Genomic DNA, 25519 nt, shown 5'->3' with positions numbered 1-25519 from the left:
GCGCGGGCAGCGCGGGCACCCCTCTCCCGTGCGGGAGAGGGGTGCCCGCGCTTGTCATCGGCAGGGTGGGTAGCCGGCGAAGGGGCGCCTTCTAGCCCGGGAGGGACAGCGACTCTCGCGCACCGGGCGGGGCGCCTTCCTCCTCCGTGCCGACGCCGCCGGCCGTCGCCTCCGTCTCCACCAGCCTGACCCCGTGCGCCGCGCACAGCTCGCGCAGCGGGCCGGAGGGCAGGGCGTCGGTGACGAAGGCGTCGAGTTCGCCGAGATGCCCGACGCGGATCGGGGCCGAGCGCTCCAGCTTGAGCCGGTCGGCCACCAGGATCACCCGCCGGGCATTCTCGATGATGGCGCGGGCGACGCGCACCTCGCGGTAGTCGAAGTCGAGGAGCGTGCCGTCCTCGTCGATGGCCGAGACCCCGATCACCGCGTAGTCGACCTTGAACTGGTTGATGAAATCGACCGCCGCCGAGCCGATCACCGCGCCGTCCGTGCGCCGCACCGGCCCGCCGGCGAGGATCAGGCTCATCCGGGGGTTCCGGTAGAGCAGGGTGGCGACGTTGAGGTTGTTGGTGATGACGAGGAGATCCTCGTGGTCGCCGAGCGCGCGGGCCACCTCCTCGGTGGTGGTGCCGATGTTGATGAACAGCGAGGTGCTGTGGGGGATCAGCCGCGCGGCGGCGAGCCCGATCGCGCGCTTCTCCGCGTGGGCGACGAGGCGGCGCGCCTCGTAGGCGACGTTCTCGACCCCGCTCGACACCACGGCGCCGCCGTGGATGCGCGACAGGAGCCGGCTGTCGCACAGCTCGTTGAGATCCTTGCGGATGGTCTGGGGCGAGACCTCGAACCGGGCCGCCAGCTCCTCGACGCTGACCCGGCCCTGCTGGCGGGCGAGCGCCAGGATGTCCTGCTGGCGCGGGCTGATGTGTTCGCTCACGAGAGGGCGCCCCCGTCCGCCGGTCTCAGCATCATTCCGCCGGCCGAATCGGCCGGTGCCGCCTGATCGGCCGGTGCCGAAGCGGTCGCCGGTTCGGCAGGAGAAATGATGCAGCATCAAAGCCTCGGCAGAACCGCCCACGCGATTCTGCCGAGGCCGGCATTCTCCCGGGAAACGCCGGGGCGTGCAACGCGCCGCGGCGCGCCGGCCCGGGAACCATTCCGGCCCGTCGCTGTTCGCATGGACCTTTGGCCTGACGCGAGGTGACCTGATGCGGCCTGTCCGCGCCCTGCTCCTGACCGGGACGATCCTGCCTGCCCTGCTGCTCCAGCCCCTGCCCGGCGGGCGGGCCCTCGCGGATCCGGCCGTGGGACGCACCGAGGCGGGACGCATCGAGATGGCGCAGGCCGGCGGCCCCGAGCGCGGCGGACCGCCGGAGCGGGGTGGGGGCGCGGAGCGCGGGGGCCCCGACCGGGGCGCGCCCGAGCGCGGAGCCCCCGGAGGGCGCGGTCCCGGCGCCGAGCGCCCCGAGCCGCGTGAGCGGGCTCCGGAGCGGGCCGCGCCGCGCCCCGAGCCCCGGGAGCGGCCGGCCGAACGGCCCGAGCCGCGCGAGCGGGCGCCGGAGCGGGCTGCCCCGGCCGAGCGCGGCGAGCCGCGGCCCGCGCCGCGCCCGGAGCGCGGCGAGCGGCCCGACCGGGACGAGCGGCCCGGGTCCCGCCCGGAGCCCACGGCCCCGCGCCAGCCCGAGCGTCCGACGCCGCCGCGCGACGGCGCGCGCGACCGCGACGGCTCGGGCTCCGGCTCCCGCGAGGAGCGAAGCCGCGAGGAGCGGCGCGGTCCCGATGCCCCGGCGCAGCGCGCGCCCGACGCGCCCCGCCAGCCCGCGGCCCCGGCCGAGCCCGCGCGCCCGGCCCCCGGCCGGCCGACATCGCCCGTGCCCCCGGCGCAGACCGAGCCTGGCCGGCCGACCGCTCCGCCCGGCGCGCCGCAGGGCGGGGGGCGGTCCGGCCCGTCGCCGGACCGCGTGCAGCCCGGCGCACCGGCCGGCACACCGGACCGCGACAGGCGCGATCTCGACCGCCGCGACGGCGAGCGGAGGGATCTGGACCGGCGCGACGGCGATCCGCGGGACCTGGATCGCCGCGACCTCGATCGCCGTGACCCGGACCGGCGCGACCAGGATCGCCGCGATCTCGACCGGCAGGGTTCGGACCGCCGCGATCTCGATCGCCGCGACCCGGACCGCCGCGATGCCGACCGGCGCGACGACCGCCGCGACCTCGTGCCCGGCGGCTACCGGCGCGACGAGCCGGACTACATCCCGGGCGGGTACCGCCGGGGCGACGCGGATGTGCGCAGCTACGAGGACGTGCGCCGCGCCCGCCGCGAGTACAACGAGGGCGGCCGGCTCTACATCCGCGAGCCCGGCCGGGTGATCGTGCGCGACGGCGACCGCACCTACATCCGCCACGACGAGACCGAGCGGTTCCGCGAACTCGACCGCAGCGCCCGCATCGAGCGGCGCGGGGCCGACACGGTCACGATCATCGACCGGCCCGGCGGCGTGCAGATCGTCACCGTGGTGGACGAGGACGGCCGACTGCTGCGCCGAACCCGCCGCGCCCGCGACGGGCGCGAGGTCGTGCTGATCGACAACACCTACGAGGGCCGCCCGCGCGGTTTCGCGCGCGACGTCGTGGTGCTGCCGCCCCCCGACATCCGCATCCCGCGCGAGCGCTACGTGGTGGAGGCCGACCGCGCCGACGAGGGCCTGATCTACGAGGCGCTGACCGCCCCGCCGGTGGCCCCCGTGGAGCGCCGCTACACCCTCGACGAGGTGCGCTACAGCCCGACCCTGCGCGCCCGGATGCGCAGCGTCGACCTCGACACCATCACGTTCGACACCGGCTCCTGGCTGATCGCCTCCGACCAGGCGAAGCGCCTCTCGGTCATCGCCGCGGCGATCGCGAAGGCGATCCAGCGCAATCCGCAGGAGGTCTTCCTGATCGAAGGCCACACGGACGCGGTGGGCTCGGACATCGACAACCTGTCGCTCTCCGACCGCCGGGCGCAGGAGGTGGCCGCTTTGCTCACCCGCGACTTCCGGGTGCCGCCCGAGAACCTGACCACGCAGGGCTACGGCGAGCAGGCCCTGAAGGTGAACACGCAGGACCCCTCCCGCGAGAACCGCCGCGTCACCGTGCGGCGCATCACCCCGCTGATCCAGCAGGAGGCCGAGCGGCGCTGAGCGAATGCCGCGCGGCCCGCAGCCCTGCGCCCCGTGCAGGGCGCCTCCCGCACGCGCCGGTTGACCCCCCGCCACGCCTGCGTCACGCCGGACGGGCGGCGGGGGAGGGTGGTCCATGCGGGAGAGCATCGAGGTCGGGACGCCGGCCTTCCGGCGCACGGCCCTGGCGCTGGCGGCGGCGGGTTTTTCGACCTTCGCGGTGCTCTACGCGGTGCAGCCGCTGCTGCCGGTCTTCGCCGAGGAGTTCGGGGTCAGCCCGGCGCAGAGCAGCCTGTCGCTCTCGCTCTCGACCGGGCTTCTCGCGGTGGCGCTGCTCGTCGTGAGCCCGCTCTCCGAGATCTGGGGGCGCAAGCCCGTGATGGTGGTGTCGCTCTTCGCCTCCGCCCTCCTGACCCTGGTGGCCGCGATGATGCCGACCTGGGAGGGATTCCTGGTGGTGCGGGCGCTGGCGGGCCTCGCGATGAGCGGCGTGCCCGCTGTCGCCATGGCCTATCTCAGCGAGGAGATGCACGGGCGGGCGCTGGGGCTCGCGATGGGGCTCCTCATCAGCGGCAACTCGCTCGGCGGCATGGCCGGGCGGCTCATCAGCGGCGCGCTCACCGACCGCTACGGCTGGCGGGTCGCGATGGCGCTGATCGGCCTGCTCGCCCTCGCGGCCGCCGTCGCCTTCTGGCGCAGCCTGCCGGCCTCCTCGCGCTTCACGCCCCATCCCCTGCCCTGGCGCAGCGTGCCCGGCACCTTCCTGCACCATTTTCGCGATGCGGGCCTGCCCTGGCTGTTCGCCGAGGCCTTCCTGCTGATGGGCGGCTTCGTCACCCTCTACAACTACATCGGCTTCCGCCTCTCGGAGCCGCCCTATTCCCTGAGCCAGACCGCCATCGCGGCGATCTTCACGATCTATCTCGCGGGCACCGCCGCCTCGACCAGCATGGGGCACCTCGCGGGCGTGTTCGGGCGGCGGCGGGTGCTGTGGCTGGCGATCGTGACGGCGCTCGGCGGGGTCGCGCTCACCACCGCCGAAAACCTGCTCGTCGTCATCGCCGGCATCGTGGTGGCGACGATGGGGTTCTTCGGCGCGCACTCGGTGGCGAGCAGCTGGGTCGGCCGGCGCGCGCTGACCGACCGGGCGCAGGCCTCCTCGATCTACCTCTTCCTCTACTATCTCGGCTCCTCGGTGCTCGGCACCGCGGGCGGCTGGTTCTTCGCCCATGCGGGCTGGACCGGCGTCGCCGCCTTCGTGGGCGCGCTCTACCTCGCGGCGCTCGCGGCGGCCGTGCGGCTCGCGCTGCTGCCGCCGCGGTCTGAGGCCCTGGCCGAGGGCGAGGAGAGGTAGACCGTCACCCGGCCGCAACACCGCCCGGAAAACCGCCGGTCCCGCCATGGTCCGGCCCCTCGGGCGCCGGAATCGCCTGTTTGAGATCGCGCCTCAAGCAACAGGGGGGTGTGATCCGATGCAGAAGAGCCTTCCGGCCCGATCGGTCGACGTCGATCTGGAAACCTCCGTGGCGGAGGCGCTGCGGATCATCGCGGCGGTTCAGGCGGAGCGCGTGGCGGCCCCGGTCCGGACCGCGCGCCTGCGGCTCGCCACCATCTACGGCCTGAACCGGCTGCGCCGCCGCCTGAGCCAGGACGTCAGCGCCGCCTGAACCCCGGACCCTCGGCGGCGCGGCCCGGGCCGTTCCGCCGAGCCTCTCGCTTCCGCGGTCGTGGCCGAACCGATGACCGCTGCGGCGACGGGGGCTCAGCCGCGGGCCAGCTCCCAGCCCCGCTCGGCCAGTGCGATGCCGAGCGCGCCCTTCTCGGCGGCCTCGTCGCTCGACGCGTTGCCCGCCTTCGAGCGGGCGAGCACGCCCTCCAGGATCACCGCGAGGCGGAAGAGCGCGAAGGCGAGATGGAAGGGCGTGATGCCGTCCGGGCGGCCGGTGCGCGCGCAGTAGCGGCGCACGTACTCCTCCTGGCTCGGGATGCCGAGGGCGTCGAGGTCGCGGCCGAGCAGGCCGCGATAGACGGAGGGATCGGTGTTGTAGGCGATGCAGTTGTAGCCGAGATCGGCGAGCGGGTGCCCGAGCGTCGCCAGCTCCCAGTCGATGATGCCGATCACCCGGGCCTCGGTCGGGTGGAAGATCATGTTGTCGAGGCGGAAATCGCCGTGGCAGAGGCGGGTCTCGTCGTCCTCCGGGATGTGGGCCGGCAGCCACGCGGCGAGCCGGTCGATCGCCTCGTTCTCGCGGGTCTTCGAGGCCGCCCACTGGCCCGACCAGCGCTCGATCTGCCGCCGGAAGTAGTTGCCGGCCCGACCGAAATCCGACAGGCCGACCGCCGCCGGGTCGACGCGGTGCAGCCGCGCCAGCGCCTCGTTCATCGCGAAGTAGATCGGTGCCCGCTCCTCGCGCGGCAGGTCCGGCAGGGCCGGGTCCCAGAAGACCCGGCCGTGCAGCCGCTCCATCAGGTAGAACGGCGTGCCGATCACCGCCGGGTCGGCGCAGAAGGCGATCGCCCGCGGCACCGGCACGTCGGTGCGCCCGAGCGCCGTGAGCACCCGGAACTCGCGGTCCACCGCGTGGGCCGAGGGCAGCAGCTTGCCCGGCGGCTGCTTGCGCAGCACGTACTCGCCCGCCTCCGCCACCACCAGGAAGGTCGGGTTCGACTGGCCGCCCCGCATCTGGCGCAGATCGCGCAACGCGCCCAGGCCCTGCCCGGCCAGGAAGGCTTCCAGCGCCTGGGTGGGGAAGCGGTGCGCCTCGCGCACCGGGATGGTCTCTGGCAGGGCAGTCACTGGCGGGGCGGTCATGGGCATCCGTCGTTCGTCGCGTGCTGGGGCGGCGGGACCATGCCGCAACCCGCCCGCCCGGTCATTCGTGCAGCGCAGCAATTCGCGGCCGAGCCCGCCGCAGCCGGCCCCGCGCAAGCCTCGCGTGGTTCACTCCACGGGGATCGCGCCATCAATTGCCGTTTTTACGCCGTCGGCCGATGCTCTAGGATGCCCGCATGAGCCGCGCCCTCCTCCCCGTTCTCGCCCTGTCGCTCCTCGCCGGCCCGGCGCTCGCCAAACCGAGGCCCAAGGCCGAGGCCGCGGCGCCCCCGAACCTGCAGGCGAGCCACGTCGAGACCTACGGGGTCTGGAACGTCTACGTGGCGGGGGAGGGCAAGGCGCGCATCTGCTACGCCATCACCCAGCCGCGGGAGCGCCTCCTCAAGAGCCTCAAGGACACCGACGCCTTCCTGTTCGTGACCGTGCGCAAGGGCGAGCGGGCCTCGAACGAGATCGCCCTGATGATGGGCTTCCCGCTCAAGCCCGGCACCGGCCAGGCGGGTGCGCAGGGCGGCACCGAGACCGTGGCGGCGACCGGCGCCGTGCCGGCCCCCGCGAGCGCCGCGAACGACCCCTCGTTCGCCATCGACCGGACCCGCTACGGGCTGGTGGTGAAGGGCACGAACGCGTGGCTGCAGAACCCCGCCGACGAGGGCCGGGCCGTCGCCGACATGGGCCGGGCCAAGAAGGTGACCGTGAAGGCCGTCTCGCAGCGCGGCAACGCCTCGACGGACGAGTACAGCCTCGACGGGTTCGGCGAGGCCATGAAGCGCACCCGCGAGGAGTGCAAATAGTCCTGCGGGCATAGGCCTGCGCGCCCCGGCCGCAGGTTTCGACCGTCCAGGCGGCGGCTTGATCCATAGTTTGTAGGGTCGTGCCGATCGTCGAACGACGATCGCGCCTCCTCCAAGGTCGGCGCGAGCCCACTTAACCCAAACTTCATCGCATCAAGACAAAGTTCGGCTTGAAGAAGTGCAGGGCGGAGGCCAGACGCCGTCCGCCGCGCGCGCTTCACTGTTCCCACCGGACCCGATCACGATGCGCCGCCTCACCGATCTCCGTCTCAACGCCAAGCTCTTCCTCGCCTTCGCGCTGGTGGTCGGCGCCGCACTGGTGTGTTCGGCGGTCAGCTTCGTCAATCTCAGGGCCATCGACGCGGCGAACCAGCAGCGCGACCAGACCTACAAGGTGCTGGCCCAGATCGAGGCGCTCACGACGGCGATCTCGGCGCAGGAGGCCAGCCTGCGCGGCTACCTGCTCTCGGCGGACATGCGCTTCCTCGGCCCCTACCAGGACGGTGCGAAGGCCTACGCGGCGGCGCTCGCCACCGTCCGGCCGCTCGTGGCCGACAATCCTTCGCAGGGGCAGCGCCTCGACGAATTGGATTCCTTCGCCCGCAAGTGGCGCGAGCAGCTGGCCGAGCGCGAGATCGCCCTGATGAACGACGAGGCCACGCGGGACGAGGCGCGGCAGATGGAGGCCTCGGGCGCCGGCAGGCGGTGGATGGATGCGCTGCGGGAGACGGCCGCGGAGGCGACCCAGGCCGAACTCGGCCTCATGGAGGCGCGCAGCGCCGCCGCCGGCGAGGCGATGCAGCGGGCCTACACGGCCATGGCGGGCGGGATCGCCGCCATGCTGGCAGCCGCCCTCCTCGGCATCCTGTTGCTGGACCGGACCGTCTCCCGGCCGATCCGCGTCATGACCGGCCTGATGCAGCGCCTCGCGGAGGGTGACGCGGCGGCCGAGGTGCCGTTCCGCGACCGCCGCGAGGAGGTCGGGGCGATGGCGCGCACCGTGCAGGTGTTCAAGGACAACCTGATCCGCACCCGCGCCCTGGAGGAGGAGACGGCGCTCGCCCGCGCCGGGGCCGAGGAGCAGCGCCGGCGCGCGATGCGCGACCTCGCCGACGCCTTCGAGCGCGAGGTCGGCGGGATCATCCGCACCGTCTCGACCGCGGCGGCCGAACTCCAGGAGACCGCCCGGAGCCTGTCGGCGACCGCCGACGAGACCGCGGGCCGCTCCATCACCGTGGCGGCCGCCGCCGAGGAGGCCGCGGTCAACGTCAACACGGTCGCGGCCGCCGCCGAGGAGCTCAGCGCCTCGGTGGGCGAGATCGGCCGCCAGGTGACGAGTTCGGCCGGCCTCGCGCAGGTCGCGGTCGGCGAGGCGGACGGCACGGCGCATTTCGTGCGCAACCTCAGCCAGGCCGCCGCCCGCATCGGCGACGTGGTGGGGCTGATCTCCTCGATCGCCGGGCAGACGAACCTTCTGGCGCTCAACGCCACGATCGAGGCGGCGCGGGCCGGGGAGGCGGGCCGCGGCTTCGCGGTCGTCGCCGCCGAGGTCAAGGACCTCGCCGGTCAGACCGCCAAGGCCACCGACGAGATCGGCCAGCAGATCGGCCAGATCCAGGGCGCCACGAGCGAGGCCGTCTCGGCGATCGCGCGCATCACCGCCCGGATCCAGGAGATCAGCACCGTCGCGACCACGATCGCGGCGGCGGTGGAGCAGCAGGGGGCGGCGACGCAGGAGATCGTGCGCAACGTCGGCCAGGCGGCGGCCGGCACGAGCGCGGTGACGGACACGATCACGGGCGTGGCCCAGGCGGCGGACGGGACGGGGGCCGCGGCCTCGCAGATGCTCGCCTCCGCCTCGGCCCTGTCGGACCGCTCGGAGCATCTCGGGCGCGAGGTGGCGCGCTTCCTCGCCACCGTCCGGGCGGCGTGAGCGGGAAGGCATTCGCGTTTCGGCCGCAATACCCCTATATGCTCGGAAACCTGCCCATCCGAAGGTTTCCCATGGCGAGCGCGTCGTTCGACACCGCGCGGCGCGAGCGCCGCGCCGATTCCTCTCCCCTCGATGCGATCGAGAAGGCCCCCGAGGTGCGCCCGGAGGCGATCGTCGCCACGGGCCGCACCTCCCTCACCGGCCTCACCCGCGGGGCCCTGCGGGAGCGTCTGGCCGCCATCGGCGTGCCCGAGCGCGAGCAGCGCATGCGCACCGGCCAGCTCTGGCACTGGATCAACGTGCGCGGCGCGGCCTCCTTCGAGGCGATGACCAATGTCGGCAAGGGCCTCAAGGCCCAGCTCGCCGAGGCCTACACCCTCGACCGCCCCGAGGTGGTGAGCGAGCAGGTCTCGCGCGACGGCACCCGCAAGTGGCTGCTGCGGATGCCCTCCACGGGCCGCCACGACCACAACCGCGGCGCCGAGATCGAGTGCGTCTACATCCCGGCCAACGACCGCGGCACGCTCTGCGTGTCGAGCCAGGTCGGCTGCACGCTCACCTGCTCGTTCTGCCACACCGGCACGCAGCGCCTCGTGCGCAACCTCTCGGCCCAGGAGATCACCGCGCAGCTCGTCGTGGCCCGCGACCGCCTCGGCGACTGGCCCGGCCAGACCCCGCCGAAGGGCACCTTCGTGCCGGTGGACGGCTCGCGCTTCGTCTCGAACATCGTGTTCATGGGCATGGGCGAGCCGCTCTACAACGTCGAGAACGTCGTCGACGCCATCGGGGTGATGAGCGACCACGAGGGCCTCGGCCTCTCGCGCCGCCGGATCACGGTCTCGACCTCGGGCGTGGTGCCGCAGTTCGAGCGGCTCGGCATCGACGCCAACGCCATGCTGGCGATCTCGCTGCACGCCGTGCGCGACGACCTGCGCGACGAGCTGGTGCCGCTCAACCGCAAGTATCCGATCCGCACCCTGCTCGACGCCTGCCGCTCCTATCCGGGCGTGTCGAACGCCCGGCGCATCACCTTCGAGTACGTGATGCTCAAGGGGGTGAACGACTCCGACGCGGAGGCGCGGGAACTCGTGCGCCTGCTCAAGGGCATCCCGGCCAAGATCAACCTGATCCCGTTCAATCCCTGGCCCGGCTCGCGCTACGAGTGCTCCGACTGGGAGCGGATCGAGCGATTTTCCGAGATCGTGTTCAACGCCGGCTACGCCTCGCCGGTGCGCACGCCGCGCGGGCGCGACATCCTGGCGGCCTGCGGCCAGCTCAAGAGCGAGACCGAGCGCCTGCGCGCCCGCGCCCGGCTGATGCTGGAGGACGGCATCGGGGCCGAAGGGGTCTACGGCGCCGCCGCGATGGACGATTGAGCGACGCCCGGATCCGTCATCCCGACGTGGGCCGGCATGAGGCCGGCGGGTCTCAGCGCTTGGCGCGCGCGTCCTTGTCGCTGCGGCTGCCCACGGCCCGGATCAGGGCGGCGAGGCCGGCCTCCGAGACGGCATCGGCCGCCTCCTGAACCGAGAACCAGTGCCCCTCGCGCTCGGCCCGCTCCGGCCAGTCCTTGAGCTGCCGGCGCACGTCGAGGCGGAAGACCTGTACCTGGCACAGCACGGCGTCGCGGCTCTTCAGGCGCTTGTGGTAGAAGTAGCTGCCCTCCGCGCGCTTGCTCACGCGCCCGATCAGGCCGGCCTCCTCGTAGGCCTCCCGGGCCGCCGCCTCATGGTCCTTGAGGCCCTTCATCGGCCAGCCCTTGGGGATCACCCAGCGCCGCGTCTCGCGCGAGGTGATGAGCATGACCTGGAGCGCGCCGTCCGGCCCGGTCCGCAGCGGCAGGACGCCCACCTGGCGGCGCGGCAGGTCCGCGCCCTCCGACCAGCCGGCGAGCGCGGCGGTGAGGTTGCGCAGGCTCTTCATCCCGTGCTGCCTTCCGGGCGGCGGCCGGGATCTCGCGGCCTGACGCCGTCGCGGGGTGGGGAGATGATCACGCGGCTGCCGGGGTCGGAACGTCTCTGCGGGGGAAGGCCCGTGAACCGGACGGGCCGCTTCCTTACGCGGAGACGAAGCGTCTCCTCAAGTCGAAAAGTTTTGCCGGCGAACAAGGAGCGGCGCGGATGGCGGGCCTCGTCAGGCCTCGTTGCCGAGGGTCATGATCAGCTCGTCGAGGCGGGTGCGCAGCTCGGCGATCTCCGCCTCCGACATCTTGAGCTCGCGCACCACCGCGCGGCGCACCTCGACGGCGTCCTCCCGCAGGGCCGTGCCTTCGGGCGTCAGGCTGATCTCGACCTCGCGCTCGTCCGCCTGGCGGCGGGTGCGGCGCACGAAGCCGGCCCCTTCGAGGCGCTTGAGGACGGGGGTGAGCGTGCCCGAGTCGAGGCGCAGCCGCCGGCCGATCTCGGACACGGTCAGCCCGTCGTTCTCCCACAGCACGATCAGGACGAGGTATTGCGGGTAGGTGAGGCCGAGGCGCTCCAGCAGGGGCCGGTAGCACTTCGTCATCCGGTGCGAGGCGGCGTAGAGCGCGTAGCAGAGTTGGTTGTCGAGGCGGAGCGCGTCCACGCCCGCCCGGACGGGCTCGAGAGAGGTCATGTGCACACCATACCGTTCACGCCCGCATGGCCGGCCGCGTCCTGCGCCCGGATACGCCTGTGACAAACAGGACGCATACCACGGAACGCCACAGGCCAGAACCGCGTCCCGCGCAATCGAGGCGACATGTTCCCGTCAAACGGGTGGTGTCGGCAGTAACATAAAGCACGCTGTCGCAGCGGCCATTGCGCGGAATTGGTGCGGCAGGGTGCGGTGTCGAGCCGCCGGAGCGCGGCGGCGGGGAGAACCGACCGGCCGGAATCCTTGGACATCATCGGACGGCCGGTCCGAGCGTCACGGCGGCACGATGCCGGCGCCGTCCTCCGCGCCGCCCGGTGCCGGCTCGTCCTCCGCCCGCAGCGGCCGGCTCAGCAGCGCGGCGACGGCATCGTCGAGGCCGATCTCGCCTGCGACGATCGCCGCCACCGCCTCGGCCACCGGCATCTCGACGCCCCGGCGGCGCGCCAGCCCCACGAGGGCGGCGGCCGTGAGCGCGCCTTCGGCGAGCCGGCCGCCCGCCGCCTCGGCCGGCGAGGCGCCGCGCCCGAGCCGCTCGCCGAAGGCGAAGTTGCGCGATTGCGGGGAGGCGGCCGTGAGCACGAGGTCGCCGAGGCCCGAGAGGCCCATCAGGGTCTCGGGGCGCGCACCGTAGGCGCGGGCGAAGCGCATCAGTTCGGCGAAGCTGCGGGCGACGAGCGCGGCCCTGGCGCTCTCGCCCAGCCCGCGCCCGATGACCGCGCCGCAGGCGATGGCCAGCACGTTCTTGGCCGCTCCCCCGATCTCGACGCCGCGCGGATCGGTGCCGTGATAGACCCGCAGGCTCGGCCCCGACAGGGCCGCCGCGAGCCGGGCCGCCAGGTCGCCGTCGACGGCGGCGAGCGTCACGGCGGTGGGCAGGCCGCGGGCGACGTCGGCCGCGAAGCTCGGGCCGGACAGGACCGCGAGCGGCGCCCCGGGCCGCACGGACGCGGCCACGTCGGTCAGGAAGGCGTCGCTGCCCCGCTCGATTCCCTTGGCGCACAGGACGAGCGGCGTGTCCGGCGCGAGGAACGGGCTCAAGGCCGCGAGCACGCCGCGCAGGGTCTGGGCCGGCGTCACCACCAGCACGGCCCCGGCCCGCCGCAGCCCCGCCGCGTCGGCGCTCGGCCGCACCCCGGGATGGAGCGGCACGCCGGGCAGGTAGCGGGCATTCTCGCGGTGTCGCGCCATCGCCTGCGCGGCGGCGGCGTCGCGCAGCCACAGCAGCACCTCGCCGGGGGCGGCCGCGGCGGCCGCGTTGGCGAGCGCCGTGCCCCAGGCCCCCCCGCCCACCACCGCGACCGGTCCGGCCCCGCTCATGCGCCGCCTCCGAGATCCGCGGCGCGCAGCCGGTAGAGCACGTGCGGCCGCAGGGGATGGCCCTCCGGCAGGGCCGGGTGCGGGAAATCCTGAGCCTGGACCATGCCGAGCCGCTCCATCACGCGGCGCGACGCCGTGTTGAGCGCGGCCGTGTAGGCCACCACCTCGGGCAGCCGGCAGCGCCCGAAGGCGTCCGCGAGGGCGAGCCGCGCTGCGCGCGTGGCCAGCCCCCGGCCCCAGGCCGGGCGGGCGAGCCGCCAGCCGATCTCCACCAGCCCCGCATCGCTCGCCACCGGCAGCGGGCGCAGCGGGCGCCAGCAGCCCACGAACCCGACGAAGGCGCCCGCCTCCTCCAGCGCCCAGGGGCCGAAGCCGTCCTGCGCGAAGCGCCCGTCGAGGGCGCGGGCCTCGGCCACGCTCTCGCGCCGGCTCTTCACGGCGGGAAAGAAGCGCATCACCTCCGGATCGGCGTTCAGCGCCGCGAAGGGCGCGTCGTCCTCGTGCCGCCAGCGCCGCAGCAGGAGGTCGCCCTCGCGCAGCGCGCGGGGCGCGGGGATCGCGCGCGGGTGCCCCCGCCACGCCAGCGAGCGCCGGTTCAGCTCCGCGAGATCGGCCCGGCCCGCGAGCACCGCCTCGCCGAGCGCCAGGGCCTCCGCGAGGCGGGCGGGCGGCATGTTCGCCCAGGCCGGCGGGGCGACGCTCGCCCGCCACGGACCGCCGCAGGCATTGTCGAGGAGGATGCGCGCGAAGCAATGGTTGAGGCGCACCGGCCAGTCCGGCCGCGCCGCCGCGGGCAGGCGCTCGTCCACCAGGGCGCGCCAGCGGCGCTGGACCTCGGCGTGGTCCGGCGCGGCCTCCGGGCGGCGGGCGCTCCTCATTCGGCGGCGGGCAGGGCGTCGGCGAAGGGCCAGCGCGGGCGGGCCGGCGCCATGAGGTCGTCGACGAGGCCGAGGCGCAGCCGCTCGATGCCCGCCCAGGCGATCATCGCGCCGTTGTCGCCGCAGAGCGGCAGGGGAGGGGCGACGAGTTGCAGGCCCGCCTCGCCCGCGAGCTGCGCCAGCGCCCGCCGCAGCGTGCCGTTCGCCGCCACGCCCCCGGCCGCCACGAGCGCGGTCGGATGCCCGGCGACGGTACCGAAGGTCCGCAGCGCCACCCGCACCCGGTCCACCACCACGTCCACCACCGCGGCCTGGAAGCTGGCGCAGAGGTCGGCCACGTCCTGGCCGGTCAGGGGCGCGATGCGCTCGGCCTCGATCCGCAGCGCGGTCTTGAGGCCGGAGAGCGAGAAATTCGGCTCCGGCCGGCCCAGCATCGGGCGGGGCAGGGCGAAGCGCTCCGGGTCGCCGCTCTCGGCGGCGCGCTCGACCTCGGGGCCGCCCGGATAGGGCAGGCCGAGGAGCTTGGCCACCTTGTCGAAGGCCTCGCCGATGGCGTCGTCGATGGTGGTGCCGAGCCGCAGGTACTCGCCCACGCCCTTCACGGCGACGAGCTGCGTGTGCCCGCCGGAGGCCAGCAGCAGGAGGTACGGGAAGGCGACGCCGTCGGTCATCCGCGCGGTGAGCGCGTGCGCCTCCAGGTGGTTGACCGCGAGCAGCGGCTTGCGCGCCACGAGGGCGAGCGTCTTGGCGGTGACGAGGCCGACCAGCACGCCGCCGATCAGGCCGGGCCCGGCCGCGACCGCGATGCCGTCGAGGTCGTCGAGGGTGAGATCCGCCTCGTGCAGGGCGCGGGCGATCAGCCGGTCCAGCACCTCCACGTGCGCGCGCGCCGCGATCTCCGGCACCACCCCGCCATAGGCCGCGTGCTCGGCGATCTGGCTCAGCACCTCGTTGGCGCGGATGACGCCGCGCCCGTCCTCGCCCGTGGCGACGACGGAGGCCGCGGTCTCGTCGCAGGTGGTCTCGATGCCGAGGACGATCATGGCTGTTCTCGCGGGCGCCGGGCGCCGGAGGGATGGCGCGCGGCGCCGGGGCCGGTATGGTGGGGTGAGATAACCCGGGGAGCACGCCCCGCAAAGGTGGGAGGCGAGGTGAGCGGCGTGGTGAGCGGTTCCGCGGCTTTGCCCGGCGCGATCCCGGCGGCCCTGCAGATCTGGGTCGCCCGCCCGCTGCCGGCCGGCGCCCGCACGGCCGCGCGCCTGCGCCGGCTCGGCCACGTCCCGCTCCTCGCCCCGGTCCTCGACCTCGCGCCGAGCCACGCGCCGCCGCCCGAGGGACCGTTCGACGCACTCGTGCTGACCAGCGCCAACGCCGTGCCGGCCGCCGCGGCGGCCGGCTTGACGGACCTGCCCGCCTATTGCGTCGGGGGGCGGACCGCCGCGGCGGCGCGGGCGGCGGGCCTCGCCGCGGTGCACGACGCGGACGGCGACGCCGCTTCGCTCGCCGCCCTCGTCGCCGGAGCGCTGCCGCCCGGGGCCCGTCTCCTCCACGCGGCCGGGCGGGAGCGCAAGCCGGAACCCGCCGCGACGCTCTCGGCCGCAGGGTTCTCCGTCACGGTCTGGACGGCCTACGCGGCCCGGCCCCTGGCGCACCTGCCCGATGCGGCCGCGGCGGCGCTGGCGCAGGGGCGGCTCGACGCCGCGCTGCACTACTCCCGGCGCAGCGCCGCGACGGCGCTGGGCCTCGCGCGCGCCGCCGGCCGCGAGAGGGCTTTCGCCCGCCTCGCGCATCTCTGCCTGTCGCCCGACGTGGCCGCCCCACTGGTCGCGGCCGGCATCGTGTCCCATTTCGTCGCGGCGCAGCCGACCGAAGAGGCATTGCTGGCCGGCCTCGCGCCGGGACCGGAAGCGGTGCTAAGGACGGCGGACCAACATGCGGTCCCAGCGGGCGGAGAGCCGCCGCCGGGCCGCGGCAACGCGGGGTGAGAGGCAGCCGGCGGGCTTGGCCCCCACCCGGCGCAGTCGTGAGGAACTTCGGCCGTGACTCCATCCGACAAGGACAAGCAGGATCCCCGCAACCGGCCGGGCGGACGCGGCATCGACCCGGCGAGCGGCCCGATCATCGACCTCAAGGCGAACCGGGTGAGCGACGCGCCGCCCAAGGCCCAGGGCGCCGGCCCGGCCGGCCAGCCCGGCAGAGAGGGGCCCAGGCCCGGCGGTCCCACGGGAGCGGCGCCAGGGACGGCGAAGCCGGCCGGCGCCACCGGACCCGGCGCGACCGGCAGCACGGGCGCGACCGGCGCCAGGGGGACGACCGGCGCCACGGCCGGCGCGGCACCGCGACCCGGCGAGGCGAAGCCGGCCGACCCCGTGAGGTCCGCGACCGGACCGTCCAGCGCCACGGCATCCTCCGGCGCGACCGGGACCACCGGGACGACCGGTGCGACGGGAGCGACCGGATCCTCCGGCGCGACGGGACTGTCTGGCGCGACGGGACTGTCCGGCGGGACCGGAGCGACCGGTGCCGCCGCGAAGCCGGCCGGTCCGGCTCCGTCCTCCCCGGTGTCGGGGGTCTCGCCGACCGGGGCGACCGGTGGAGCGAAGCCCGCCGGTGCGCCGATCCCGGCCGCCGCCTCCAGCGTCCCGAAGACCGGACCGGCCGCCGCCACGACCGCTGCACCGGGACCCGGCAAGACGGAGGCCGCCAAGCCCGATCTCGCCAAGCCCGATCCCGCGAAGCCGGGCCCGACCGGCGCGGCCGGCAAGGTCGATCCCCTGAAGCCCGATCCCCTGAAGGCCGAACCTCCTCGGACCGCCGCGGGACCGGCCCGGCCGGAGACCCGTCCGGCCGCGCCCCCGCCCCCGGCGGCCCGGTCGGGGGCCGGGTTCGGCTCGGTGCTGACCGCCGCGCTGCTCGGCGGCGTGGTCGGCGCGGGGCTCCTCTACGGCCTCACCGTGTACGGCCCGGCCTACGGGATCGGACCGCAGCCCGCCGGCGATCCGACGACCGCCAGCCTCGACCAGCGGCTCGCCGCCCTCGCGCCCCGCGACAGCGTGCAGGCCCTCGACCGCCGCGTCGCCGCCGCGGAGGCCGCCGCCAAGGCGGCGTCCGACCAAGCGGCCGAGGCGCTCAGGACGGCCGGTGCCGCGCCCGCGCCCGGCGCCGCTCCGGCCCCGGCGGCAGCGCCCGCCACCGGCGACCTCCAGGCCCGGTTCGAGGCGATCGACCAGCGCCTCGCCGGCCTCCAGAACGGCACCGGCGATCCGGAGCTGCGCCAGAAGGTCGACGCGCTGTCCCAGTCCGTCGCAGGCCTGCAGGGCCGCTCCGACACGACCGAGCTGAGGAGCCGCCTCGACGGCCTCGATTCCGGCCTCAAGGCCGTTCAGGCGGATCTCGGCCGCCGCACCGCCGCGGATGAGGCCGCCGACAAGGCACTGGCCGGCCGGCTCGATGCGCTGCAGCAGGCCCTCGACGCGCGGGGCAAGGCGCAGGAGCAGCGCCTCGCCGACCTCGCGCGCGAGATCGCGGGCCGGGCCGAGGCGGGCACGGTGCAGGCCGGCCTGCGGGCCGTGGCGGCCGACCGCATCGCGGCGGCGCTGGCCTTCGGGGCGCCCTACGCCGACGCGCTCGCGGCGCTCAAGCAGCTCGGGCCGAACGACGCGGCGGCGCTCGCGCCGCTGGAGCCGTTCGCGGCCCGCGGCGCGCCGACCGCCCAGGCGCTGGCGCAGGAGTTCCAGGGCATCGGCGACCGCATCACCGCCGCCGTCCGGGCGGCGCGCCAGCGCGAGGTGGCCGAGCGCGGCAGCGTCACCGACCGGCTCGCCAGCATGGCGAGTTCGATCGTGGCGGTGCGGCGAACGGATGCCCCGGCCGAGCCCAACGCTCCCGCGTCCCAGGGCGGCGACGCCACCGAGGCCGCCGTGGCGAAGGTGCAGGCCGCCCTCGACCGCGGCGCGCTGCCCGAGGCGGCCGCCGCCTTCGATGCCATGCCGGAGGCCGCCCGCAAGGAGGCTGCGGCGTTCGGTGATACGCTCAAGGCCCGGGTCGCGGCGGGCGAGGCCGCGCGCGCCCGGCTCGCCGCCGCCTTCGGGGCCCTCTCGGGCGCGGCTCGCTGAGCCGCATGAGCCGGAAGCCCGGCCTCGGCGGAACCGCCCCGGGCGGTCCGTTGGGACCGAACGGCCGGCTCGCCGTTTCCCAGTGCGGTCCGGCGCGGGATCTCCCGCGCGGGCCGCGCCGGTTCACACCCGGCGGCCCGCGCGGCCGCCCGGCCGATGACTGATCTCCGGGGGCAGTGATGCCCCCGCCGCGCAGGCCCGCGCGCGGATTCGAGGAGTTGAACAACCGATGTGGCGCGCTCTCGCCTTCCTGGCCCTTCTGGCCATCGCGGCCTACGCGGCGGTCTGGCTCGCCGACCATCCCGGCGTCGTGACCGTCACCTGGGGCGGCTACGAGGTGGCGACCAGCCTCGCGGCGGGACTCGTCGGGGTGCTGGTGCTCGCAGTGGTGCTGGGCTTCGCCTGGGCCTTCGCCCGCGGCGTGCTGCGCCTGCCGCGCCAGCTCTCCCGGTCGGGCCGCGAGCGGCGGCGGGCGCGGGGCTACTCGGCCCTCTCGCGCGGCATGGTGGCGGTGGGCTCCGGCGACCCCGTGGCGGCGCCCCCCCACGCGGGCGAGGCCGAGCGCCTGCTCGGCCGCGAGCCGCTGGCGCTGCTCCTCACCGCGCAGGCGGCGCAGATCTCGGGCGACCGCGCCGGGGCCGAGCGCGCCTTCCGGCGCATGGCGGACGATCCCGAGACCCGGGTGCTGGGCCTGCGGGGCCTGTTCGTGGAGGCGCGCCGCCAGGGCGACGAGGCCACGGCCCGCGCCTACGCGGCGGAGGCCGCCCATCTTGCTCCGAGCGTGTCCTGGGCGAACGAGGCGGTGCTCGAAGCCCAGTGCGCCGACCGCGACTGGAACGGTGCGCTCGACACCGTGTCGCGCCGCGCCTCGCTCGGCATCGCCGACAAGGCGGCGGCGCGCCGCCAGCGGGCGGTGCTGCTCACCGCGAGCGCCCAGGAGCGCGAGGCGGGCGATCCCGAGCGGGCGCTCGCCCAGGCGATGGAGGCCGTGAAGCTCGCCCCCGACCTCGTGCCGGCCGCGGTGGTGGCCGGGCGCCTGCTGTCGCGCCGGGCCGAGCTGAAGAAGGCCGCCCGGGTGGTGGAGGCCGCCTGGAAGGCCGGGCCGCATCCCGACCTCGCCCGGGTCTACCTCGACCTGCGCCCGGGGGATTCGAGCCGCGACCGGCTCGCCCGGGCCGAGACCCTGGCCCGCCTCTCGTCCTGGCACCCGGAGGCGCGTTTCGCCATCGCGCGGGCGGCCCTCGAAGCCCGCGAGTTCGCCCGCGCCCGCGACGTGCTGGCCCCGCTCGTCGCCGAATCCCCGACCCGGCGCGCCTACCTGCTGATGGCCGAGATCGAGGAGGCCGAGCACGGCCGCGGCTCGGGCCGCGCCCGCGAGTGGCTCGCCCGCGCCGCCCGCGCGCCGCGCGACCCGGCGTGGTGCGCGGACGGGATCGTCTCGGAGCGCTGGGCGCCGATCTCCCCGGTGAGCGGGCGCCTCGACGCCTTCGTGTGGCAGACGCCGCCCGACCTGATCACCCGGGGTCCCGACGCGGCCGACGCCTCCGAGGAGCCGGAAGCGGAGGAGCCCGACGTCCTCGCCGCCCCCGAGCCGACCCGGACGGCGCCGATGCCGGCCGGCGAGACCCGGACGCCCGCCCCCCCGCCCGCTCCGCCGCGGACCGGCGAGACCAAGCCGCCCGCGGGCGAGGCGAAGCCCGGGCCGGTGACCGATGCCAAGGCACCCCGGCCCCACGGCAACGGCCTCGATACCTCCGCCCCGCCCTTCGCGGCGACCGCGACGCCGGTGGTCCTCCCGCAGCCGAAGCCGCCCGAGGACGAGGCGCCCTTCGTCGAGCGCCCGCGCCGGGTGGTCTGACGCGCTCTTCGTTGGAATGCTTGCTGGTCCAGTGAAAGTGGCCGTGTCAAAGCGAAGACCTTGAGTGCATCGGAGCGGTCCATGCCGACGGCGGGCCGTTCCCGGTCAAGGCGATGACCGTGTGTTTGGCGCGGTCGGCGTGTGGACGAGACGCAGCGGCACAGGGCGGTGTGACAAGGCGTATTCCGGGCCGGCACGTGCGGAGCGAGGCACCCTGGGCCGCGCTTCGTTCCCGGACGAGCGATGTCCGCTGATCGTCCGGATCGGACCCGGGTCCACGAAGTTGGTGCACCGGGCCTTTGACACGATCCTGACCGTCGCGATCTCTGCGAAAGCTTGACGGCCGACCATAAACGAAAGCACGGTCGTTCTCGACGGCTTTCGCGCAGAGTGGCAGTATCCTTTTCATGCAGATCCGGCTGTGCATCACGGCGCGTATCATTATTCACGAAACCTGATGGAAAATTACGATGGCATTGCTGGATATTTTATTCAACCGCGGTAAGGCAAGTACATCTAAAACATCTTTTCCGGTCGAGCGAACAAGAATCCCGGGTCCCAACGACACATTTCTCGATCGCATCTTCCCGGAGGATTTCTGGTCTTCCATGGATCGCAGCCGTTTCGTCACGGACGAGCAGAGCATGCTCGCGGATGAGCCGGTTTTCGAGTGGCTTATAAGGACAACACGGCCCGACACAATCGTCGAGCTCGGCTCTTGGAAAGGCCACTCCGCCAACCACATGGCCGATATCTGCAAGGCGGAAGGCCTCGATTCGCGGATTATCTGCGTCGATACGTTCCTGGGGGGGCCGGAGCACTGGGTGCTGGGTGATACGATCGACACGATGCGCCGGCGCAACGGGATGCCGACAATCCTCGAAGCTTTCCTCGGCAACACAGTCGCCCGCGGCAACGAGGGACGTATCTTCCCCTTCACGGTCGATACGGCGACCGGCTGGCAGGTGATGCGCGACCTCGGCTTCAAGGCTGATCTAATCTACGTGGACGCCGGTCACGCCTACCATCAAGTGGTGGAGGAGGTTCACGGCTATCTGCCGCGCCTGAACGAGGGCGGCGTGATGTTCGGCGACGACTACTACTTCGAGCCCGTCGCCCGCGCTGCCCACGACATGGCAAAGCATTACGGGTTCAGCCTCGGCGTGCTGCAACGCCGGAAGTGGGTCTTCATGACCGAGCGGCTGGCGCGGAACCCCGCGCCGGAGGAGTTGGGCTTCGAGATCCGGACCGAGCCCTATCCGGCCTAGGCGCTCTCCTGGCGGGGATCCCGGCGGACATGATGGGCCGGGACCCATTCAACTGCGATCGTTCGTTAAACAGGATCTGGATCCGGCCCGTCGGGTAGCGGTGCTTGAATCGATGCGCACGATGGAAGAATTTTGGTGCTGATGGGCCCGAAATGCACCGATTGAAATGAGCTTCTGTCCAAGTACGGTTGCTCAGGGTCGATCATCTCTCCTGCACCGTTCTTTTGATAGAACGTTTCATTGACCCGATCCGGGTTCTGCAACAGCATTCCGGAAGACGATTTCCGGCCGCCGGACGGCAGCCGCGTCTCTCCGGAACCAGCAGCGGAACCCGTCATGACGCGTCTCACCCTCGTCGGCTTCAGCGCGAACCTGCAACGGCCCTCCAAGACCCGCGCCCTCGTGGAGGCGATCGCCGAAGAAGCCGCCGCGCGGCTGCCCGTGCAGGTTCGCCTCTTCGACGTGGTGGATGCGGGGCCGGGTCTCGGCGCGGCGTGGTCGCGGGCGGACCTGCCCCTGCCGGCCCGCCGCATCGTCGAGGCGATCGAGGAGGCGGACGGGCTGGTCGTCGGCTCGCCGGTCTACAAGGGCGCCTATACGGGGCTGTTCAAGCACCTGTTCGACTTCGTCGAGCCGGGGGCGCTGGTGAACCGGCCCGTGGCGCTCGCCGCGACCGGGGGCGGGCCGCGCCACGCGCTGGTGGTCGAGCACGCGCTGCGGCCCCTGTTCGGCTTCTTCTCGGCGCTCGCCGTCCCGAGCGCGGTCTACGCCTCGGAGGCGGACTTCCGGAACGGCGCGCTCGTGGCCCCGGCGATCCGCGCCCGGGTCGCCGAGGCGGCCGACCAGCTCGCCGCCCTGCTCGGGCGCGCGAGCGCCCTGCGGGAACCGCCCGCGGCCCGTCTCGCCGGAGCCGGCCGATGATCAGCCGCCGCAGCCTCCTCGCCGCCGCGCTGGCGGCGCCCGTCCTGCCGCTCGCCGCCGCCGAGCCCGGCCTCCTGCGGATCGGCTACCAGAAGAACGGCATCCTCGTCGTCGCCAAGCAGCAGGCCGCGATCGAGGCGCGCCTGAAGCCACTCGGCGTCGCGGTGAAGTGGGTGGAGTTCTCGTTCGGCCCGCCGCTCCTCGAAGCGCTGGGCCTCGGCAGCATTGACCTCGGCCAGACCGGCGACGCGCCGCCGATCTTCGCGCAGGCCGCGGGCGCGAACCTCGTCTACGCGGCGGCGCAGGAGGCGGCCGGCACGGGCTCCGCGATCCTGCTGCCGAAGGGGTCGGCCATCCGCGGCCTCGCCGACCTCAAGGGCAAGCGCGTCGCCTTCGCCAAGGGGTCGAGCGCCCACAACCTCACGGTGGCGGCGCTGGAGAAGGCGGGGCTGACCTACCGGGACATCGAGCCCGTCACCCTCGCGCCCGCCGACGCCGCGGCCGCCTTCGCCCGCGGCAGCATCGACGCCTGGACGATCTGGGATCCGTACTTCGCGGTGGCGGAGGCCGGCGACGGGGTCCGCATCCTGACGCGCGCCACCGAGGTCGCGCGCCAGAATAACTACTTCCTGGCCCATCGCGGTTTCGCCGAGGCGAGCGCGCCGGTGCTCGCCGCCGCCCTCGATGCGCTGGCGGAGGTGGCGCGCTGGTGCGAGGCGAACCGCGGCGAGGTCGCGGCGCTCCTGTCGCAGGGCACGGGCGTGCCGCTCTCCGCCACGCGCCGGGCGGTGGACCGCGCCGAGTACGTCATCGGCCCGGTGACGCCGGGAGTCGCCGCCGAGCAGCAGCGCGTCGCCGACCGTTTCCATGCCCTCGGTCTGATCCCGCGGCCGATCCGCATCGCCGACGCGGTCTGGGCGCGCCCGGTCCAGAACGGCTGAGGTCCCGCATGTCCGTCTCCCTCGTTGGCGCCCCCGTGCGCCACACAGCTTGGTCCGGCGCGCGGGCGCGCCTGCTGCCCTGGCTCCTGCCCGCCGCGGTGCTGCTCGGCTGGCAGGCGGCGAGCAGCGCCGGCCTCGTCTCGACCCGCTTCATGCCGGCCCCCCTCGACGTGCTCGCGGCGGGCTGGCGGCTCGCCGGCACCGGCGAATTGTGGACCAATCTCGGGGTGAGCTTCCTGCGTGCCGCGACGGGCTTCCTCATCGGCGGCGGCATCGGCTTCCTGCTCGGCCTCGCCAACGGCCTGTCGCGCCTCTCCGAAAAACTCACCGACACCACCGTGCAGATGATCCGCAACATCCCGCACCTGTCGCTGATCCCGCTGGTGATCCTGTGGTTCGGCATCGGCGAGGAGGCCAAGCTCTTCCTCGTGGCGCTCGGCGTGTTCTTCCCGATCTACGCCAACACCCTGCACGGCATCCGCTCGGTGGATCCGCAGCTCATCGAGATGGGCCGGGTCTACGGCCTGTCGCACGCGGCCCTCTTCCGGCGCGTCGTCTTGCCCGGCGCGCTGCCCTCCGTCTTCGTCGGGCTGCGCTACGCGCTCGGCATCATGTGGCTCACCCTCATCGTCGCCGAGACGATCTCGGCCTCCTCGGGCCTCGGCTACATGGCCATGCAGGCGCGCGAGTTCATGCTGGTCGACGTCGTGGTGCTGGCCATCGTGATCTATGCCGGCCTCGGCAAGGTCGCGGACGCGCTGACCCGGCGGCTCGAACGCGCCTGCCTCGCCTGGAACCCGGCCTACCGCGCGGCCTGAGCGCCGCGCCCGTCCCGATCCCCTCGCCGAGATCCCCCCGCATGATCGCCACCACGCTGCGCCGCCTCGACCCGGCGTCCCTCACCGCGGCCACCCCCCGGCGCGCCCCGCAGCCGGCCGGGACCGGGGCCGGGACCGGTCTCGCCGTGACCCTGCGCGACCTGTCGAAATCCTTCGACGGCACCCCGGTGATCCGCACCATCGACCTGCACGTGCCGGCGGGCCAGTTCGTCGCCGTGGTGGGCCGCTCGGGCTGCGGCAAGAGCACCCTGCTGCGCCTCGTCATGGGCCTGGAGACGCCGAGCAACGGCCGCATCGGCCTCGACGCGGCGCGCGCGGGCAGCCCCACGCGCCGCATCATGTTCCAGGAACCGCGCCTGCTGCCCTGGGCACGGGTGATCGACAACGTCGCGGTGGGGCTCGGCGAGGAGGGCACGGTCCGCCAGCGGCACGAGCGGGCGCGGGCCGCGCTCGCGGAGGTCGGGCTCGCCGACAAGGCGGACCAATGGCCCGCCACGCTCTCGGGCGGCCAGCGCCAGCGCGTGGCGCTCGCCCGCGCGCTGGTGAGCGGCCCGGGGTTGCTCGCCCTCGACGAGCCGCTCGGCGCCCTCGACGCCCTCACCCGCATCGGCATGCAGGACCTGATCGAGCGGATCTGGCGCGCGCAGGGCTTCACGGCGCTCCTCGTCACCCACGACGTCGCCGAGGCGGTGGCGCTCGCCGACCGCATCCTGCTCATCGAGGAGGGCGGCATCGCCCTCGACCTGCGCGTCGAGGTGCCCCGTCCCCGGCGGCGGGGCGATCCCGACCTCGCCGCCCTGGAGGGCCGCATCCTCGACCATCTGCTCGGCGCATCCCCGGAGACCGATCGATGACCGCACAGACCGACATCCTCTGGTTCCTGCCGACCCACGGCGACGGCCGCTACCTCGGCAGCCCGGAGAGCGCCCGCGAGGTCTCGCTCGCCTACCTGCGCCAGATCGCGCAGGCGGCGGACGATCTCGGCTATTACGGCGTGCTCCTGCCCACCGGCCGCTCCTGCGAGGATTCCTGGGTGGTGGCCTCGGCGCTCGCGCCGCTCACCCGGCGCCTGCGCTTCCTCGTCGCGGTGCGCCCCGGCCTGATGCAGCCGAGCGCCGCCGCCCGCATGGCCGCGACCCTCGACCGGATCTCGGACGGGCGCCTCCTCATCAACGTGGTGACGGGCGGCGATCCCGTGGAACTGCGCGGCGACGGCGTCTTCCTCGACCACGACGCGCGCTACGCGGTGACGGACGAGTTCCTGCGCGTCTGGCGCGGCCTGATGGCCGGGGACAACGTCAGCTTCGAGGGCCGGCACCTGCGCAACGAGGACGGGCGCCTGATCTTCCGGCCGGTGCAGGAGCCCTACCCGCCGCTCTATTTCGGCGGCTCGTCGGAGCCCGGGATCGCGGTCGCGGCCGAGCATTGCGACGTCTATCTCACCTGGGGCGAGCCGCCGGCCCAGGTCGCCGACAAGATCGCCCGCGCCCGGCGCGCGGCCGAGCGGAAAGGCAAGACCTTCTCGTTCGGCATCCGCCTGCACGTGATCGTGCGCGAGACGGAAGGCGCCGCCTGGGCGGCGGCGGAGGCGCTGATCTCGCGCCTCGACGCGGCCACCATCGCGCGGGCGCAGGAGACCCTGCGGCGGCAGGATTCGGTCGGCCAGAGCCGGATGATGGCGCTGCACGGGGGCGACCGCAGCCGCCTCGTCGTCTCGCCGAACCTGTGGGCCGGGGTCGGCCTCGTGCGCGGGGGCGCGGGCACCGCGCTCGTCGGCTCGGCCGATCAGGTGGCCGACCGGATGAAGGAGTACATCGATCTCGGCATCGACCGCTTCATCCTCTCGGGCTATCCGCACCTGGAGGAGGCCTACCGCTTCGCCGACCTCGTCTTCCCGAAGCTGCCGCTGCGGGCGACCACCGGCACCGCCCGGGGCGCGGCGCGCAACGACGGCCCCTTCGGCGAGGTGATGGCCAACGACATCGTGCCGGCCCGCCGCATCGCCGCCCACTGAGGGACGCGGGTCTCCGCCTTGCCGGTCCCCG

23 protein-coding genes are annotated in these 25519 nt (G+C 74.3%); 15 read left to right on the top strand and 8 right to left on the bottom strand.

Going from position 1 to position 25519, the window contains the following annotated elements; all coding sequences use genetic code 11:
- Positions 1 to 91: 91 nt before the first annotated feature.
- Entirely contained in the window at positions 92 to 934 is an 843-nt protein-coding gene (locus ACKUB9_RS03120; protein WP_407519327.1) for a DeoR/GlpR family DNA-binding transcription regulator, read from the bottom strand.
- Positions 935 to 1205: 271 nt separating this feature from the next.
- Here ACKUB9_RS03120 and ACKUB9_RS03115 point away from each other — a divergent pair, with 271 nt between their 5' ends.
- The 3 genes from ACKUB9_RS03115 (at position 1206) to ACKUB9_RS03105 (ending at position 4828) form a co-directional block, all read left to right on the top strand.
- Positions 1206 to 3182 carry an OmpA family protein gene (locus ACKUB9_RS03115; RefSeq protein WP_407519326.1) on the top strand — a complete coding sequence of 659 codons (1977 nt, stop codon included), beginning with the start codon at positions 1206 to 1208 and terminating at the stop codon, positions 3180 to 3182.
- A 115-nt stretch (positions 3183 to 3297) separates the two neighbouring features.
- On the top strand, positions 3298 to 4515 hold the full coding sequence (locus ACKUB9_RS03110) for an MFS transporter (RefSeq protein WP_407519325.1): 1218 nt from the start codon (positions 3298 to 3300) through the stop codon (positions 4513 to 4515).
- Between the two features lie 118 nt (positions 4516 to 4633).
- On the top strand, positions 4634 to 4828 hold the full coding sequence (locus ACKUB9_RS03105) for a hypothetical protein (protein ID WP_407519324.1): 195 nt from the start codon (positions 4634 to 4636) through the stop codon (positions 4826 to 4828).
- Between the two features lie 95 nt (positions 4829 to 4923).
- Here the strand turns inward: ACKUB9_RS03105 and ACKUB9_RS03100 are convergent, their stop codons facing one another.
- Positions 4924 to 5958 carry a phosphotransferase gene (locus ACKUB9_RS03100; RefSeq protein ID WP_407519524.1) on the bottom strand — a complete coding sequence of 345 codons (1035 nt, stop codon included), beginning with the start codon at positions 5956 to 5958 and terminating at the stop codon, positions 4924 to 4926.
- A gap of 212 nt (positions 5959 to 6170) precedes the next feature.
- Between ACKUB9_RS03100 and ACKUB9_RS03095 the strand changes: the two genes are divergently transcribed.
- The 3 genes from ACKUB9_RS03095 to rlmN all read left to right on the top strand — a co-directional run bounded on the left by ACKUB9_RS03095 (position 6171) and on the right by rlmN (position 10097).
- Positions 6171 to 6788 carry an invasion associated locus B family protein gene (locus ACKUB9_RS03095; protein WP_407519323.1) on the top strand — a complete coding sequence of 206 codons (618 nt, stop codon included), beginning with the start codon at positions 6171 to 6173 and terminating at the stop codon, positions 6786 to 6788.
- Positions 6789 to 7032: 244 nt separating this feature from the next.
- Complete coding sequence (locus tag ACKUB9_RS03090; protein ID WP_407519322.1) at positions 7033 to 8721, top strand: methyl-accepting chemotaxis protein; 1689 nt, start codon at positions 7033 to 7035, stop codon at positions 8719 to 8721.
- A gap of 71 nt (positions 8722 to 8792) precedes the next feature.
- Positions 8793 to 10097, top strand: coding sequence for a dual-specificity RNA methyltransferase RlmN (gene rlmN / locus ACKUB9_RS03085; protein WP_407519321.1), 1305 nt, complete (start codon positions 8793 to 8795; stop codon positions 10095 to 10097).
- A 52-nt stretch (positions 10098 to 10149) separates the two neighbouring features.
- Here rlmN and ACKUB9_RS03080 read toward each other — a convergent pair whose 3' ends face one another.
- The 5 genes from ACKUB9_RS03080 to tsaD form a co-directional block, all read right to left on the bottom strand.
- Positions 10150 to 10644: an NUDIX hydrolase gene (locus tag ACKUB9_RS03080; protein WP_407519320.1), complete on the bottom strand. Its 495-nt coding sequence runs from the start codon at positions 10642 to 10644 to the stop codon at positions 10150 to 10152.
- A gap of 210 nt (positions 10645 to 10854) precedes the next feature.
- Complete coding sequence (locus tag ACKUB9_RS03075; RefSeq protein ID WP_407519319.1) at positions 10855 to 11316, bottom strand: MarR family winged helix-turn-helix transcriptional regulator; 462 nt, start codon at positions 11314 to 11316, stop codon at positions 10855 to 10857.
- A gap of 294 nt (positions 11317 to 11610) precedes the next feature.
- Complete coding sequence (locus ACKUB9_RS03070) at positions 11611 to 12654, bottom strand: NAD(P)H-dependent glycerol-3-phosphate dehydrogenase (RefSeq protein ID WP_407519318.1); 1044 nt, start codon at positions 12652 to 12654, stop codon at positions 11611 to 11613.
- The gene (locus tag ACKUB9_RS03065) at positions 12651 to 13532 is read right to left on the bottom strand and encodes a GNAT family N-acetyltransferase (protein ID WP_407519317.1); all 882 of its coding nucleotides are present in this window, start codon (positions 13530 to 13532) and stop codon (positions 12651 to 12653) included. The genes ACKUB9_RS03070 and ACKUB9_RS03065 overlap by 4 nt, the downstream gene beginning before the upstream one ends.
- Positions 13529 to 14575, bottom strand: coding sequence for a tRNA (adenosine(37)-N6)-threonylcarbamoyltransferase complex transferase subunit TsaD (gene tsaD, locus ACKUB9_RS03060; protein WP_407519316.1), 1047 nt, complete (start codon positions 14573 to 14575; stop codon positions 13529 to 13531). Before tsaD ends, ACKUB9_RS03065 begins: the two co-directional genes overlap by 4 nt.
- A 108-nt stretch (positions 14576 to 14683) precedes the next feature.
- Between tsaD and ACKUB9_RS03055 the strand changes: the two genes are divergently transcribed.
- The 4 genes from ACKUB9_RS03055 (at position 14684) to ACKUB9_RS03040 (ending at position 20773) form a co-directional block, all read left to right on the top strand.
- Positions 14684 to 15517: a uroporphyrinogen-III synthase gene (locus ACKUB9_RS03055; protein WP_407519315.1), complete on the top strand. Its 834-nt coding sequence runs from the start codon at positions 14684 to 14686 to the stop codon at positions 15515 to 15517.
- A 54-nt stretch (positions 15518 to 15571) separates the two neighbouring features.
- Positions 15572 to 17647 carry a COG4223 family protein gene (locus ACKUB9_RS03050; RefSeq protein WP_407519314.1) on the top strand — a complete coding sequence of 692 codons (2076 nt, stop codon included), beginning with the start codon at positions 15572 to 15574 and terminating at the stop codon, positions 17645 to 17647.
- Between the two features lie 229 nt (positions 17648 to 17876).
- Positions 17877 to 19505: a heme biosynthesis protein HemY gene (locus ACKUB9_RS03045; RefSeq protein ID WP_410825748.1), complete on the top strand. Its 1629-nt coding sequence runs from the start codon at positions 17877 to 17879 to the stop codon at positions 19503 to 19505.
- A 470-nt stretch (positions 19506 to 19975) separates the two neighbouring features.
- Positions 19976 to 20773 (top strand): class I SAM-dependent methyltransferase, encoded by a 798-nt coding sequence (locus ACKUB9_RS03040; protein WP_407519311.1) that lies wholly within the window; start codon positions 19976 to 19978, stop codon positions 20771 to 20773.
- Between the two features lie 65 nt (positions 20774 to 20838).
- On the opposite strand, the gene ACKUB9_RS03035 is transcribed toward ACKUB9_RS03040, so the two are convergent.
- Positions 20839 to 21111, bottom strand: coding sequence for a hypothetical protein (locus tag ACKUB9_RS03035; protein ID WP_407519310.1), 273 nt, complete (start codon positions 21109 to 21111; stop codon positions 20839 to 20841).
- On the opposite strand from ACKUB9_RS03035, the gene msuE reads away from it, so the two are divergent.
- The 5 genes from msuE to ssuD are packed head-to-tail and all read left to right on the top strand — an operon-like array spanning position 21110 to position 25488.
- Positions 21110 to 21694: an FMN reductase gene (msuE, locus tag ACKUB9_RS03030; RefSeq protein ID WP_407519309.1), complete on the top strand. Its 585-nt coding sequence runs from the start codon at positions 21110 to 21112 to the stop codon at positions 21692 to 21694. The genes ACKUB9_RS03035 and msuE overlap by 2 nt on opposite strands.
- A complete protein-coding gene (locus tag ACKUB9_RS03025; RefSeq protein WP_407519308.1) occupies positions 21691 to 22635 on the top strand; it encodes an aliphatic sulfonate ABC transporter substrate-binding protein in 945 nt (314 codons plus the stop codon). The genes msuE and ACKUB9_RS03025 overlap by 4 nt, the downstream gene beginning before the upstream one ends.
- Before the next feature lie 8 nt (positions 22636 to 22643).
- Positions 22644 to 23453 (top strand): ABC transporter permease subunit, encoded by an 810-nt coding sequence (locus ACKUB9_RS03020; RefSeq protein ID WP_407519307.1) that lies wholly within the window; start codon positions 22644 to 22646, stop codon positions 23451 to 23453.
- Positions 23454 to 23494: 41 nt separating this feature from the next.
- The gene (locus ACKUB9_RS03015; RefSeq protein WP_407519306.1) at positions 23495 to 24328 is read left to right on the top strand and encodes an ATP-binding cassette domain-containing protein; all 834 of its coding nucleotides are present in this window, start codon (positions 23495 to 23497) and stop codon (positions 24326 to 24328) included.
- Positions 24325 to 25488: an FMNH2-dependent alkanesulfonate monooxygenase gene (ssuD, locus tag ACKUB9_RS03010; RefSeq protein WP_407519305.1), complete on the top strand. Its 1164-nt coding sequence runs from the start codon at positions 24325 to 24327 to the stop codon at positions 25486 to 25488. Before ACKUB9_RS03015 ends, ssuD begins: the two co-directional genes overlap by 4 nt.
- The last annotated feature ends 31 nt before the right edge of the window (positions 25489 to 25519 follow it).

The sequence above is a fragment of the Methylobacterium oryzisoli genome, from assembly GCF_046557895.1.
In the GTDB taxonomy this organism is placed as follows: Bacteria; Pseudomonadota; Alphaproteobacteria; order Rhizobiales; family Beijerinckiaceae; genus Methylobacterium; species Methylobacterium oryzisoli.
Note: the sequence above shows the minus strand (reverse complement) of the source record. Positions and strands in the feature narration are given on the sequence as shown.

Excerpts from the sequence above, each read along its gene's own strand:
- msuE (WP_407519309.1), top strand. The coding sequence starts at position 21,110 with ATGACGCGTCTCACCCTCGTCGGCTTCAGCGCGAACCTGCAACGGCCC.
- ACKUB9_RS03070 (WP_407519318.1), bottom strand. The coding sequence starts at position 12,654 with ATGAGCGGGGCCGGACCGGTCGCGGTGGTGGGCGGGGGGGCCTGGGGC.
- ACKUB9_RS03105 (WP_407519324.1), top strand. The coding sequence starts at position 4,634 with ATGCAGAAGAGCCTTCCGGCCCGATCGGTCGACGTCGATCTGGAAACC.
- ACKUB9_RS03040 (WP_407519311.1), top strand. The coding sequence starts at position 19,976 with ATGGCATTGCTGGATATTTTATTCAACCGCGGTAAGGCAAGTACATCT.
- ACKUB9_RS03095 (WP_407519323.1), top strand. The coding sequence starts at position 6,171 with ATGAGCCGCGCCCTCCTCCCCGTTCTCGCCCTGTCGCTCCTCGCCGGC.
- ACKUB9_RS03015 (WP_407519306.1), top strand. The coding sequence starts at position 23,495 with ATGATCGCCACCACGCTGCGCCGCCTCGACCCGGCGTCCCTCACCGCG.
- ACKUB9_RS03025 (WP_407519308.1), top strand. The coding sequence starts at position 21,691 with ATGATCAGCCGCCGCAGCCTCCTCGCCGCCGCGCTGGCGGCGCCCGTC.
- ssuD (WP_407519305.1), top strand. The coding sequence starts at position 24,325 with ATGACCGCACAGACCGACATCCTCTGGTTCCTGCCGACCCACGGCGAC.
- ACKUB9_RS03090 (WP_407519322.1), top strand. The coding sequence starts at position 7,033 with ATGCGCCGCCTCACCGATCTCCGTCTCAACGCCAAGCTCTTCCTCGCC.
- ACKUB9_RS03115 (WP_407519326.1), top strand. The coding sequence starts at position 1,206 with ATGCGGCCTGTCCGCGCCCTGCTCCTGACCGGGACGATCCTGCCTGCC.
- ACKUB9_RS03075 (WP_407519319.1), bottom strand. The coding sequence starts at position 11,316 with ATGACCTCTCTCGAGCCCGTCCGGGCGGGCGTGGACGCGCTCCGCCTC.
- ACKUB9_RS03035 (WP_407519310.1), bottom strand. The coding sequence starts at position 21,111 with ATGACGGGTTCCGCTGCTGGTTCCGGAGAGACGCGGCTGCCGTCCGGC.
- rlmN (WP_407519321.1), top strand. The coding sequence starts at position 8,793 with ATGGCGAGCGCGTCGTTCGACACCGCGCGGCGCGAGCGCCGCGCCGAT.
- ACKUB9_RS03045 (WP_410825748.1), top strand. The coding sequence starts at position 17,877 with ATGTGGCGCGCTCTCGCCTTCCTGGCCCTTCTGGCCATCGCGGCCTAC.
- ACKUB9_RS03065 (WP_407519317.1), bottom strand. The coding sequence starts at position 13,532 with ATGAGGAGCGCCCGCCGCCCGGAGGCCGCGCCGGACCACGCCGAGGTC.
- ACKUB9_RS03020 (WP_407519307.1), top strand. The coding sequence starts at position 22,644 with ATGTCCGTCTCCCTCGTTGGCGCCCCCGTGCGCCACACAGCTTGGTCC.
- tsaD (WP_407519316.1), bottom strand. The coding sequence starts at position 14,575 with ATGATCGTCCTCGGCATCGAGACCACCTGCGACGAGACCGCGGCCTCC.
- ACKUB9_RS03110 (WP_407519325.1), top strand. The coding sequence starts at position 3,298 with ATGCGGGAGAGCATCGAGGTCGGGACGCCGGCCTTCCGGCGCACGGCC.
- ACKUB9_RS03080 (WP_407519320.1), bottom strand. The coding sequence starts at position 10,644 with ATGAAGAGCCTGCGCAACCTCACCGCCGCGCTCGCCGGCTGGTCGGAG.